The sequence below is a fragment of the Alteromonas algae genome (assembly GCF_049117195.1).
In the GTDB taxonomy this organism is placed as follows: domain Bacteria; phylum Pseudomonadota; class Gammaproteobacteria; order Enterobacterales; family Alteromonadaceae; genus Alteromonas.
This window is the reverse complement of the sequence record NZ_CP185260.1, coordinates 1065081-1078256: the sequence shown is the minus strand read 5'-3', so window position 1 is coordinate 1078256 and position 13176 is coordinate 1065081. Positions and strand designations below refer to the sequence as shown.

Sequence of the window (13176 nt, the reverse complement as noted above, 5' to 3'; positions counted from 1 at the left end):
AGTTTTATCTGAGCTTCTTGATTCTCTCAATTTGACTAATAACATCTGTTAAGCGTATACCGAATTTGTCGTTAACCACTACTACTTCACCATGAGCAATCAACGTGCCATTTACCAATACATCTAATGGTTCACCGGCAACACGATCCAGTTCAACCACAGAACCCTGGTTTAACTGTAACAGATTTCGAATACTAATTTGACTACGACCGACTTCCATCGAGATAGTGACAGGAATATCGAGAATAGTATCAAGCTTCTTTTTCTCTTCTTGCGTAATCGGCGCGTCGTCGGTAAGTTCGTCTAACTCAGCAACCTGAACGTCTTCGTTCTCGCCTTCACCGTCTTCTGATTCGGCTTGCTCTGCCATTGCAGCAGCCCAATCATCCATACCGTCTTCACTCATGGGAACCTCCCCTTGCCTTACAGGTCTTCTTCGAGTACTTGCAGCTCGGCATCATTGTCTATGATGCGACCACCGCGTGTTAGTAACTGTAGCTCAGACTTCACAGAAGTCGGTCTTGCTATTTTTTCTACGATCTTTAATGCCAAGGTATCGCGCGAACGCCCCAGCTTGGCCCTAAATGTCGGTAAATCTTCAATTAGCACCGTAATGGTTTCTGGCATTTCTACCGGGATAATATCGCCAGGTTTAAACTCCATGACTTGCCTAAGCGGCACGTCAACATCGAGCATATGGGTGGTAAGCGCAACTTTAACATCCATAATTTCATCACGAAGCGCCTTGCTCCAGCGCAAGTCAGTGTCTTCTTTGTCGCTTTGTACACCCGCATCGAGCAATTCTCGAATAGGCTCTAGCATTGAATACGGTAACGACACGTGGAAGTCGCCGCCACCGCCATCAAGCTCTATATGAAACGAGCTAATCACCACTACTTCAGTGGGGCTTACAATGTTTGCCATTGCTGGGTTAACCTCTGAATCTAAGTATTCAAAGGACACATCCATCACCGGCGCCCACGCTTCTTTATAATCTTCGAAAATGATTTTAAGCAGCATTTGAATGATACGTCGCTCGGTAGGTGTAAACTCTCGCCCTTCAATTTTGGCGTGATAACGACCGTCACCGCCGAAAAAGTTGTCGACCAAGATAAACACCAAGCGCGCTTCCATGGTAATAAGACCAGTGCCCTTAAGAGGGCGAAAGCGCACCATGTTCAAGCTGGTTGGCACGAACAACGTGTGAATATACTCACCAAACTTTATCATCTGAATGCCATTGATTGACACTTCAGCAGACCGGCGCATCATATTAAACAAGCTTACTCGCATGTGACGTGCGAAACGCTCGTTTACAATTTCAAGCGTAGGCATACGCCCACGCACAATTCTATCCTGCGAGGAAAAGTCATATTCGAGTGTAGAAGCATCAGAGTCGCCATCACTGACTTCCTCTTCTTCCACATCGTCCACCCCATGTAATAGGGCATCGATTTCATCTTGAGATAATAAATCGCTCACAGGTTTCTACTCTCTATTGCATTACAAAGCCAGTGAACAGTACGCGCTCGACGACGTCACTACCCGCAATGTCTTTAAGCACTCGCTGTACTTCGCTCACAGCCTGTTCTCGTAATTCAATTTTACCCGCTTCAGTGACCAAATCATCGGCATTTGATGCACTAAAGACTTGTAACAACGTGCCTTCGATTAAAGGAATATGCGTTTTTGCCAACTCCTCATTATCAGAGCCCCGCACAAGAAGTTGTACTTTAATCTGTACAAGCCTATCTCGACCCGCACCCGGCACGTTAAAAACAAACGGTCTAGGCATTGCCACATAAAGCGCGGTACCCACTTCAGCTTTAGCCGCGGGCGCAGCAGCCGTTTGCGCGTCTGACTGAGCAAGCTGTTCAGCGGCAGGCTCATCGCCACCGGCAAACAAAAGAAAATACGCTGCGGCACCGCCACCTACCAGTACGACCGCGATGATGATAATAAGCATCATCTTGCCTTTTTTCTTTCCGCCTTCTTCAATCTCTAATTCTTCATCTGCCATGTTGATTCCGTTAATTTAACCGTGATGTGCGTATTATCAGTTATCACCAGCAAATGGCAATGCTGCATTAGTCAAAACTTCACTTTTGTTTTCACTAATAAAGATAGCTGTTGAGCCAATATTTAAACACTTTGTTATGCGTAGAAATCAATACCACCTTTTAACTCTCTCGTGATCCCTTGCTCAATCACTGTAGTATTGTCGTCCATGCCGTCGTTGTGTTGATTATTTGACTCTGCGCCACCATTGCCTTGTCCTGCAAATTGTTGGCCACTTTCACCGTTAGATGAATTATCTTTTTGGACATGGGCATCACCCAGTTCAATCCCTTGTTCTGATAACATTTCTCTTAAACGGGGCATACTCTCGGCCAACGCGTCTTTCGCTTGTTGAGATTGAACAACAAAACTGACGCTTGCAGCATCACCAGATACGTTCACGCGCACTTGCATGGAACCTAACTCTGGTGGGTCTAATCGGATTTCAGCCATTGTGTTGCGGGCGTTAACCATCCAACGTATTTTTTCATTCAGTTGCTGCTGACCCTCTGGCTTGTGAATATTCACAGCTTTATCGAAGCCATCTAGCTGTTGCTGGGTTTTTGACGACTCGACTCGCGCTTGGTTATTCTCAACTAGTTGGGTATCTGTTTGTACTAGCTGACTTTGAAAAACGCTTTGCGCACTTTGCTGAGATTGATTAACAAGTTGCATAAATTGTCCAACTTGCGTGTCAATAGTCGCCATCATTGCTTGGGTATTACTTTGAGAGAGACCAGCCTCATTGGCCGCATTAGCTACTAATGCGGCAATATCGATTCCTGGCTCTCTTCCCTGCGCGACTTGTTGCTGAAATTCGTTGATACCGGCGATTATATTCGTTTTAAGTGACTGCTGTTGCTGTGGTGTTACACCAGATGAAAGCGATGCAGCAATACGTTCAGCCAAAGACTCTGTCGCTTTTTGCGCAGCTTCAGGTGACAGCGTTGAAATAACATGCAGCACGTCTTCAGCCATCGCTGTAGTATCTTGAGTGAACGTTGATTGTGACCCGTGTGCTTCACGCTTAACCTGTGAAAGTTCAAGCCCTTTTCCGTCTTGCGCAACACCACGCGTTGAAGTATTCGTACTAGCGAGTGCTGCGATACTCTCTTCAGCACTTTTTACTTCACGCTCTGTGGCACCAACAAGCTCATCATTAATAAGTTGTACAGCGAGTTCGGCATCGTTGGAAAGCGTGGTAGCGGCGTTTGCTTTACCGTTTTGGTTATCTGCAACCTGACTACTGAACTTTGCCACTAATGCGGTAAGGCTCGCATCAACATTATCAACCCCAGCGTTAATTTTTTCGCCGGCATGTGAATGCTCACTTTGTTGGCTTCCTGCCTGTTGCGCAACAAGTAGCGCAGCGATATCGGCGATGGCTTTTTTCGCCTCTTCAGATATAGGTTTACTCGAGTACTTCTCTAATTGAGACGCTAACTGTTGCGCGACCGCAGCTTCACTTTCCATAAGCGACACATCAGGTGTTAAGATTGGTGTGCTTTGAACACGTTGCGATTTAATTCCGTCAATACCGCTATTATCCAATGTCATTTCTTTTTCTAACGATAGTAGTGTTGCGCTTTTAACTTTGCTCATATCATCGTTTAAGCGCGGTAAATCAGGCATATCAGGATCACTGGCTTTGCCTTCGGCACCTGTCGTTATTGCACTATCGCTATCCAATGGTGTTGTCGTGTCGGCCTGTTGGTCTGTTGGCAGGCCACCCACAGGAATAATGGTATCTTCAGGCAGGGCGTCGGTATTTAGCGTACCCTTACCTTTTTCTCCAATCACAGATTCAACAAAAGCCAACCAATTCGTTTCGGATTGCGCATCAGTGTCTGCATCCTCGATGTTGACTGTCGATGCGTGCTTTTGAAGAACGTCGCTATCGCTTTGCGCATCGTCGACAGGCAAGCCAATTGCACCCGCATAGGGGTCTTTAGCATTAGCCGAGAGTGCAGCAGTTTGCTCATCACTTGATGTACGCTTATCGCCCACCATATGGCTTTTAAGGTTTTCCTGCTCAAGCGCGTTAGCATCTTTACCTGTACTATTGCGCGCTTCATTGTCAGCATCAGGGCGGTATTCGGTGTTATCGTTTACATAGGGCTGGGTAGGATCATCGGTTTTGTGTCTGTGCACGTCAATGCGCTGTGCACTATTACTTTCGTTAACGTTTCCAACCGATTGGTTCTCGCCTTTCACTAACGCGCTGTCTTTCGCTTGAGAGAATGCATCGCGAAATGCTTCATTGTTTAGTGACTGCTGATTATTACCAATACCTGACTCTACCGCTTGTGCTGTTGTGCTTGCGGCGAAGGGTAACCCGGCAAGGTCTGTTTTTTGTGCGGCAATTTGTTGCATCATTATTCTACCGTCCTACAGTGACTGGTTCGCGCTATTACGTATAAAACCTTGTTAACCGTCATTTCAAACCGATGATTATCAACGCTTTTTAATATACTGTACCGTTTAATATTGCGTATTTGCCTAACGAAAGTCATTCGCGGCAGCAACGTTCTGTAATAGAAATTGCAATTAACGTTCCAACTACTAATTCTTTTTTGGAAAGGAAATGAAAGTGGCAATAAACAAGTGAAATCGATGGATTAAAAGGGGCGCTTTTGTGCACGAAAAAAGCGTTGAGACGCAAACTCGTCCATCATTGCCTGTTCAGCTCGCGCTTCTTTTGCCAGTTTTACGGCTTCTTTCTTACTGAGTAAAAGCTCGACGGCTTTCACCTTCTGCTGCTGCTTTAACCACAATTGTTTTCGCTGGTCAGCCGCCATTTTGGCTCTAGCAATGATATGCATTTGTTGCTCACACGCTTTATCAAGCTTTCCTACGAACGATAAATGCTGCTGATAGTGCGTAGCGGTAACACCAGACTGCCCGGTTTGCTGAATATCTTTTATATAATCGACGCGGTATTGTTCAAGACTAGCAAGCTTTTGTTTTTGCTGATTTACATTCAATTGGGCTTGCTGAAATAGCTGTGCTTCTTTCTGTTCTTTTTCTCGCTCAAAGTCAGCTAGCCTTTCTAATTGTTTAGACATAACGAATTACCGATTCCCTAACCCTTTGGCAAGCGCGGCCATACCCTCTAAACATTCATCGTAGGGTAATACTTGCGTCATGCCTTGTTGAAGAAAGGCGTTTATTGCTGGTTCCGCACGAATGGCAAGGTCAATACGGGGGTCTGAACCCTGCGCATAAGCGCCAATGGCAATGAGATCTTGGTTTTGTTTGTAGTTTGAATAAACTTGGCGAATACGTCTTGCCATAACTTGATGCTCTTCACTTACTACCATTGGCATAACGCGGCTTATCGACGCTTCAACATCGATAGCTGGGTAGTGCCCGCTATCGGCCAATGAGCGTGATAAAACAATATGTCCATCCAAAATCGCGCGGGCCGCATCGGCTATCGGATCTTGAAGATCATCACCTTCTGTTAATACGGTATAAAACGCCGTAATCGAACCCTGACTATCGCTTCCGTTTCCGGCACGCTCTACCAACGCCGGTAGCCGTGCAAATACAGAAGGCGGGTATCCTTTCGTCGCAGGGGGCTCCCCAACAGCTAATGCTATTTCCCTTTGCGCCATGGCGTAACGGGTAAGCGAATCAATGAGTAGCAGTACTTTTAAACCTTGGTCGCGAAAGTATTCAGCAATCGTGACTGCGGTTTCACAACCTTTCAAGCGCATTAAGGGAGAGGTATCTGCTGGAGCCGCAACCACCACAGCCCGCTTACGCTCTTCTTCGGTCAAAATATCATGAATAAACTCTTTCACTTCGCGGCCACGTTCACCCACTAAACCCACGACTACAACGTCAGCCTCACACCCACGGGTCATCATGCCAAGCAGTACGCTTTTACCTACACCACTGCCTGCAAATAACCCCATGCGCTGACCAATACCCACGGTATTCATGGTGTTAATCGCGCGTACGCCCACATCCATTGGCTGAGTAATCGCACGGCGTAATAATGGATTCATCGGGGGCCGGGTTGTTGGCACTCGCGCGTCGGCTTGAATCTCACCAAGGCCATCAAGTGGCTGTCCATTACCATCCACTACACGGCCTAACAGCCCCATACCAACTGACAACCCACTTTGGCGATTTAACGGCATTACACGGCTACCTGGAACAATGCCTCGCACTGCCTCCGTTGGCATTAAATAAGTGATGTCATCGCCAAAGCCGACCACTTCAGCTTCAATTTCGCCCTCAACGGTTTGGACCAAGCATTGACTGCCGACGGGAAGTTGACAGCCTACCGCTTCTAACGTTAACCCTATGCCCCTCACCAACTTACCTGCCGCAACCACAGGCGGTGTGGAGACTTGCTTTGTTAGATTATCGAAATGTTCGTGCCAAGGGCTAGTCATTCGACAACCCCTGATTCAAAAGAAATTTATCTATCACATCGCGACACCGACGTTCGACAGACACATCGACCGCATTGTGTGTGGTAACAATGTCACAACCGCCCCGTTCAATGGTAGGAGAGGAATCAAATACCCATTTTTTCTGTGCAATTTCATCATCGCCGAAATGCGCAGTGACCAAAGCGATGTCTTCTGGGTGCATTGTGATTTGATATTCTGACTGTTGAATAGGAAGGGCTTTCATGCCCTCAGAGAGCGCTTGTAGTATCACTTTTTCATTGGAAACGACTTCAGTTCTGATCACAGACTTGGCAAGCGTAACGGCAAGTTTTACTAACTGGTCACGGGTTTCGTCATTAGCCTGAGAAAGCGGGGCGTGAAGTTTTTCTACTAACTGTTGCCATACCTCTACTTGCGTATCAACCTGGGCTTTGCCATCTTCAAGTGCTTGAGCAAGGCCTTCTTCATACCCTTTTTCTTTTCCTTCGGCGAGCCCTGTATCAAGGCCTTCTTGTTTGCCCGCGTCGAAACCTTCTTGCTTTCCTTCTGAATATCCTTCTTCGTACGCTGCTTGTCGGATGGCTTCAATTTCTTGCGCCGTGGGCGGCTTTACTTCTTGTTCTTCTTCTGGCGGCTCGTATTTCCAATCTGAACGAAAATTTAAGGCATTCGTTTTGCCGTCATCTGCCTTAGATGATGCCTCTTCAACGAAAGGTAAATCCCACTTTTTCGCATCATTTACTTCGTTATCAGTAAAGCTTTTATTCGACGCCATTATTATTTCCAGCTTAGTACAACAACGTTTATATTCTTTGGATTAGTAACACAACAGCGAAAGATTACAGGAACTCTTCGCCGCCGCCACCACCAAGCATGACTTCGCCTGAATCAGAAAGACGTCGTGCCACAGAAAGAATTTCTTTTTGTGCGGTTTCCACTTCAGAAATACGCACAGGCCCCAGTGCTTCAAGATCATCATTGAGCATTTCTGCCGCACGCTTAGACATGTTTTTCATGATCTTATTCTTAAGCTCTTCGTCTGCACCTTTGATTGCTTTAAGCAGCGCGTCTTGTTGTACTTCTCGCAGAATGGCTTGAATGCCTTTGTCATCAACATCTATCAGGTTATCAAACACAAACATTAAGTCTTGAATCTGTTGGCTCATTTCTTCGTCTTGCTCACGGATTGCATCCATAAGCTGACCTTCGATGGCCGTATCGAGATAGTTCATGATGTTTGCAGCTGATTTCAGGCCGCCCATCTTCGCGGCTTGTGTACCCGCTTGACCTGCGAACTGTTTCTCCATGATTTCGTTAAGCTCTTGCAGTGCTGCTGGCTGAACTTCTTCTAGGTTCGCAATACGCATAAGAAGATCCAAGCGCACTTTCTCTGGAAATTGCGCCAATATTTCGGCGCTTTGCTCGGGCTCTAAATAGGACAATACAATGGTTTGAATCTGAGGGTGTTCATTGCGAATAATGCTGGCCACTTGCTTAGAGTCCATCCATTTCAGTGAATCTAACCCTTTTGCTCCGCTTCCCATCAATATCTGATCGATAAGGTTAGCCGCTTTGTCTTCACCTAGCGCTGCGGTTAATGCTCGCTTCACAAAGTCTTGGCTTTGGAAACCAATCGTACTGTAATTCTGTATCTCTTCGATAAAGTGTTTGTGCACAGAGGTAATCTTACTCTGCGTCATATCATCCACTTTCGCCATCTCAGTACCAAGCTTTTGCACTTGCTTGGGCTCAAGATGTTTTAAAATCTGTGCCGCATCTTCCTCTGATAGACTAAGTAACAAGATAGCGGCCTTTTCTACCCCTTCGAGTTTACTTACGTCATAGGACGCTTCTTCTGTATTGGCGAGTTCTTCAGCCATAATACTTTCTCACTTACTCGTCTTGCATCAACCAGCCCTTAACGACCTGGGCTGATAACTCTGGTTCATTTGCCACTAGCGCACGAACCGCTTTTAGCACATCTTCATCTTTATGAAGGTCAGGTAGCATAAGCGAACCGTCTGCCGCGAAGCCAACTTGCCCTTCATCAAACTCAGTTGACAACATACTGATCGTATCATCACCTAAGTCTAATCCTTCATCTGCATCAAAATCTTCAACATCTTTCGATTCATCAGGGTTAATCAAACGGCGTAGCATAGGTCTTATCACGAAGATAATAAGCACCATAATTACCAAGCCACCAATCACAAGTTTAAGTATAGGCAAAAACCCTGGCTGTTCCCACAAAGGAACATCTTCAATCGCGCCGGTATCCATGCGGGTGAAAGGAACACTAACAACTTCAAGAGAGTCACCGCGGGTCACATCAAACCCAATGCCGCCTTGCAGTAATCTTCTAATATTAAGTAGCGCTTCTTGCTTTCTAGGCTCAGGCGTAATCGTGCCATCTTCACCTGCAACTTGTGCATAATCAACCGCAACAGAAACGCTTAGTCTGCGGATCACCCCTGTTTGCTTTTTGGTGTGACTTATTGTGGTGTCTAGCTCGTAGTTTCGCGTAGACTCTTTAGCCGTTCTTCCTGGCATGGTGGTTTGCTGGTTGCCTGCGCCGTTTGCTTGTTCTGGTATGTTTGAGTTAAGCGGAGGCTGGTTAGTCAACGCACCTGGAATACCGCCAACACCACCGCCAACACTATTCTCTTCAATAACCATCTCGCTTCTAACAGCAGGCAAATCAGGATTATAGCTACGCTGTGTCTGTTCCATGGCAGTAAAGTCCATACTGACATCAGCTTGCGCCGTATAGTTGCCAATGCCTAATACGGGAATGAGGATCGCATCTATCTTTTCTAGGTACTCCTGTTCCCGCTGACGTTCTATTTCATATTCTTTTCTAGCACGCGAGCTTAGGGAGTCTTGAGAGCCTGAATTGAGTAGTCTGCCATTGCTGTCGGTAACGGTAACCTTCGAAGGTTCCATGTTCTGCACCGCTGAAGCAACGATATCGACAACCGCATCAACTTCTTCACCAGAGATAACGGCGCCGCGTTTCGCCGTTAATACAATAGTGGCAGATGCCTTCTTTTCTCGCCTTGCAAATACGTTTTCTTTCGGCATTGCCAGTAACACACGTGCTTTTTGGATACTTGACATGTCTTCGATGGTAGACGCAATTTGTTTTTCTCTAGCGTGCTTTAGCCTTTCCATTTCGACGCGTTGACTAACACCAAAGCCCATGTCTTGCATGATGATGTCTGAACCAGTGTCTGAACTACTCGTAAGCCCTTGTCGTGTCATCCCTAAGCGGACGTTTTGGAATTCGTCACTGCGAACGTATACCGTATTGCCTTCTAACCGATATTCAATTTGATTGGCATCCATGTAATCAAGCGTTTCAATAAGCTCTTGGGTCTCCATTTTTGCCAACGGCCTAAAATCGGGCTCTTGTGCCCACAAGAAAATGAAGATTGCGATGACGACGCAAATAACCAGAACGACCACGAGCGCCATTTGACGCATCATTTCCGCACTGCCTATCGAGTCCATAAAACCAGATTTGTTTTCGGGTTCTGAATCGGCGTTCATGTTTTGATCTGGAACGCTTAAATTAGTGCCTGTTGCTTCAGCCATAACTTACTCCAACTACACCGGCATGTTCATAATTTGCTTGTAAGCTTCAAGAACCTTGTTTCTTACTTGCACGGTAGCCTCGAACGCAATGCCAGACTTTTCTTTTGTTAGCATGACTTCAGCAAGGCTCAAAGAAGGATCTCCCATTTCAAAGCGCTGTTGTGCATCTTTCGATGCGAGCTGCATGGTGTTCACCCCATCTACTGCGTGCTTTAGCATGGTAGCGAAGTCACTTGCTGATGAATTGATTTCACTTAATGGTTGGGGTTCATTAACTTGAAGGCGCGTTTGTCCAATCATGTTCTGCATATCTTGGTACAAACTGTTGGCTTTAATGTCCATAACCACTCCTGTAAATGTCATCGCCGTAGGGCTGAAGGATGACGTAGTCGTTTTTCTCAATAGTAAGCATGTCATTGCAAACACCACGCCAACTTTAAAAATCGTTTATATTCATGAACTTATACAGGGCGGCAAAAAGTTGCCAATATAATGACGCGGCGATTAGGGGGAGCGGAGTGGAACAGATAAAAAACCGCCGCAAGTGCGGTAGCTAAGCTTGCGGCGGTAGCGCTACATAAATTGTTTGTATTGCACGATAAGGTTATGCAGGAACCTCGATACCATCATCACGCATTCGGGCAAGTTTATAACGTAACGTACGAGGGCTAATCCCCAGTTTTTCAGCTACATCTTTTCGCTTACCGTTACATGACACCAGCGTATCTAAGATTATTTGATGCTCTTGGTGGCGAAGTTCTGACCCCAACTTACTTGAATCATCTAATTCGCTAACAACATCGGGTTCAGGGTTAATTGCCGTATCAATCATCAGATCAGTGGCATCTATCTCACCGTTCTCACATAAGATGAGTGCACGTTGAACAACATTCTCTAATTCTCGAACGTTTCCAGGCCACGTATATTGCGTGAGCTTGTTGCGTGCTGATGCACTTAACCTAACCGATGGCATACCTTGTGATGTCGCATGGCGCATAATCAGATGTTCTGCTAATGGCACAATATCACCAGGGCGTTTATAAAGAGGTTGCCACTCGATTGGAAAGACATTCAAGCGATAGTACAAGTCTTCTCTAAATGTGCCGACATCGACGGCTTTACGAAGGTCGCGGTTACTGGTTGCGATAACACGCACATCTAATTTGACCGTTTTTCTGCCGCCTAACCGCTCAACTTCGCGCTCTTGCAAAACACGAAGTAATTTAGCTTGAAGCGCTAAATCCATTTCTGTGATTTCATCAAGCAACAGCGTGCCGCCCTGTGCCTGCTCAAACTTACCAGGACATGCTTGAATAGCGCCGGTAAAAGCGCCTTTTTCATAGCCAAACAATGTGGCTTCAAGCATGTTCTCAGGAATGGCTGCACAATTGATAGCCACAAAAGGTGCTTCGCTTCGCTGTGACTGGTCGTGAATATAACGCGACAACACTTCTTTGCCAGAGCCGCTAGGGCCCAGTACCATCACAGTAGCCTCGGACTGTGCGACTTTTCTAGACAGCGTGAGCAATTGTAGGCTGGAAGGGTCTGCTACGATGGGCGTGCGCGATTCAATTTTTTGCGCAGGCGCATAGCGACCAACAAGATTAAGCAACACTTCTGGTGCAAACGGCTTTGATAAATAGTCGGTAGCGCCATCACGCATCGCTTGCACTGCATCATCAATGGTAGCGTAAGCGGTCATTAGCAAAACAGGAAGCTGAGGGTATTTCGCTTTAATATTTTTAAGCAGCGTTAAACCACTCATTTCCGCCATTTGAATATCGCTTACTACAAGGTCGATTTTTCTGCCCGACAGCACCATTAACGCTGCTTCTGCACTATCTGCATCCACCACGTCGTAATCGCCTAGAAGCAAGGTATCGAATAACGCTTCTCGCAAACCTGCATCATCTTCTACGATAAGAATTGTTGTACGTGCCATGTTTATCTCCTATTGATTACGCTACGTTCGAGTGCATATTGAACGCTGCATCATCACGACTACCATCACAAGGTAGGGTAATAGTGAACCGCGCACCTGACTGCGGAATATTGGTTACATTGAGCTCACCGCTATGTGCAGTGACAACCGATTTAACGACGGCTAACCCCAACCCTGTTCCATGTGTTTTGGTGGTAAAAAACGGCTCAAAAATTTTATCTTTTATCGTATTTGGTACACCAGGCCCGTTATCTTCGACTGACAATGCGATGTGCCCGTCAGTAACGTCAGCTTTCAGTGAAATGGCATACCCCTTTGGCGTAACCTGACTTGCATTATGGACAAGGTTTAGTAACGCGCCCTGAAGGGCCGTGAGGTTGCCAGTAAAGGTTTCCTTGTTCTCGAAACCACTGATATCTAAACGCTGTTGCGCCTGTGCCGTCATCGTACTGGCCGTAGCTTCAACCGCATCGAGTAATGCATCAAGCGTAAGCGTAGTGACCACTTGCTCTTCACCTGATTTGGCAAATAAAAGCATGTCATTGACTTGGCTTTCCAGCTCTTTGAGCCTATCTGTCAGCTTGTTGGCAAACTGCTCTTGCGAGTGCCCTGGTAAATTTTTTCGTTTTAAATTTGATGCGTATAGCATGGCTGCGGAAAGCGGCGTACGAATTTGATGTGCCAATGAAGCAACCATCTTACCCAGAGAAGATAGCCGCTGCATATGGCTGACTCGCGCCTGCAGCTGCCTCGTTTCAGTAAGATCGGTGATAACGATGAGCTGTCCCGGCTCGTTTTCCAGCGGCGTTATAGACAACTTAACTCGTCTACCATCAACCAGAGAGACTTCGTGACCGTCATCGGCACGAGGCTTAAACGAGCGAGTGATAATACTGCGCCATACCTCTTCTTCAAGCGGCTCGCCAAGCAATGCTTTGGCTTGGTCGTTTGCTTGACGCACAACACCTTTACCGTCAATGACGATAACGCCCGCAGGCATCACGTGAAGAAGGTGCTCTAACCGACTTGCTTGGCGACGAAGAGACGTTATTTCAGACTCACTGGCATCAGACACTGGCGTAACGTCGAATGGCGCGCCAACAGAGGGCGAGCTAAATGAATTGTATTCAGATGATAGAGTGCTGCTTACGTAAGTCATATCTTCCTCGTCAATTA

12 protein-coding genes are annotated in these 13176 nt (G+C 46.4%); all 12 read right to left on the bottom strand.

Going from position 1 to position 13176, the window contains the following annotated elements:
* Window positions 1-4: 4 nt before the first annotated feature.
* Window positions 5-406, bottom strand: coding sequence for a flagellar motor switch protein FliN (fliN, locus tag ACOJRU_RS04780; RefSeq protein ID WP_421133907.1), 402 nt, complete (start codon window positions 404-406; stop codon window positions 5-7).
* 17 nt (window positions 407-423) lie between these two features.
* Complete coding sequence (gene fliM, locus ACOJRU_RS04775; RefSeq protein WP_421133906.1) at window positions 424-1482, bottom strand: flagellar motor switch protein FliM; 1059 nt, start codon at window positions 1480-1482, stop codon at window positions 424-426.
* 13 nt (window positions 1483-1495) lie between these two features.
* On the bottom strand, window positions 1496-2020 hold the full coding sequence (gene fliL, locus ACOJRU_RS04770) for a flagellar basal body-associated protein FliL (RefSeq protein ID WP_421133905.1): 525 nt from the start codon (window positions 2018-2020) through the stop codon (window positions 1496-1498).
* A gap of 134 nt (window positions 2021-2154) precedes the next feature.
* Window positions 2155-4434, bottom strand: coding sequence for a flagellar hook-length control protein FliK (locus tag ACOJRU_RS04765; RefSeq protein ID WP_421133904.1), 2280 nt, complete (start codon window positions 4432-4434; stop codon window positions 2155-2157).
* A gap of 242 nt (window positions 4435-4676) precedes the next feature.
* Window positions 4677-5123 carry a flagellar export protein FliJ gene (gene fliJ / locus ACOJRU_RS04760; protein WP_421133903.1) on the bottom strand — a complete coding sequence of 149 codons (447 nt, stop codon included), beginning with the start codon at window positions 5121-5123 and terminating at the stop codon, window positions 4677-4679.
* A gap of 6 nt (window positions 5124-5129) precedes the next feature.
* Window positions 5130-6464 (bottom strand): flagellar protein export ATPase FliI, encoded by a 1335-nt coding sequence (gene fliI, locus ACOJRU_RS04755; protein WP_421133902.1) that lies wholly within the window; start codon window positions 6462-6464, stop codon window positions 5130-5132.
* Window positions 6457-7239, bottom strand: coding sequence for a flagellar assembly protein FliH (gene fliH, locus ACOJRU_RS04750; RefSeq protein ID WP_421133901.1), 783 nt, complete (start codon window positions 7237-7239; stop codon window positions 6457-6459). Before fliH ends, fliI begins: the two co-directional genes overlap by 8 nt.
* Window positions 7240-7303: 64 nt before the next feature.
* On the bottom strand, window positions 7304-8344 hold the full coding sequence (gene fliG, locus ACOJRU_RS04745; protein WP_421133900.1) for a flagellar motor switch protein FliG: 1041 nt from the start codon (window positions 8342-8344) through the stop codon (window positions 7304-7306).
* Window positions 8345-8357: 13 nt separating this feature from the next.
* Entirely contained in the window at window positions 8358-10058 is a 1701-nt protein-coding gene (gene fliF, locus ACOJRU_RS04740; protein ID WP_421133899.1) for a flagellar basal-body MS-ring/collar protein FliF, read from the bottom strand.
* A 12-nt stretch (window positions 10059-10070) separates the two neighbouring features.
* Window positions 10071-10400: a flagellar hook-basal body complex protein FliE gene (gene fliE, locus ACOJRU_RS04735; RefSeq protein WP_421133898.1), complete on the bottom strand. Its 330-nt coding sequence runs from the start codon at window positions 10398-10400 to the stop codon at window positions 10071-10073.
* 262 nt (window positions 10401-10662) lie between these two features.
* Window positions 10663-12000 (bottom strand): sigma-54-dependent transcriptional regulator, encoded by a 1338-nt coding sequence (locus ACOJRU_RS04730; RefSeq protein WP_421133897.1) that lies wholly within the window; start codon window positions 11998-12000, stop codon window positions 10663-10665.
* A 16-nt stretch (window positions 12001-12016) separates the two neighbouring features.
* On the bottom strand, window positions 12017-13159 hold the full coding sequence (locus tag ACOJRU_RS04725; RefSeq protein WP_421133896.1) for a sensor histidine kinase: 1143 nt from the start codon (window positions 13157-13159) through the stop codon (window positions 12017-12019).
* Window positions 13160-13176: the final 17 nt, after the last annotated feature.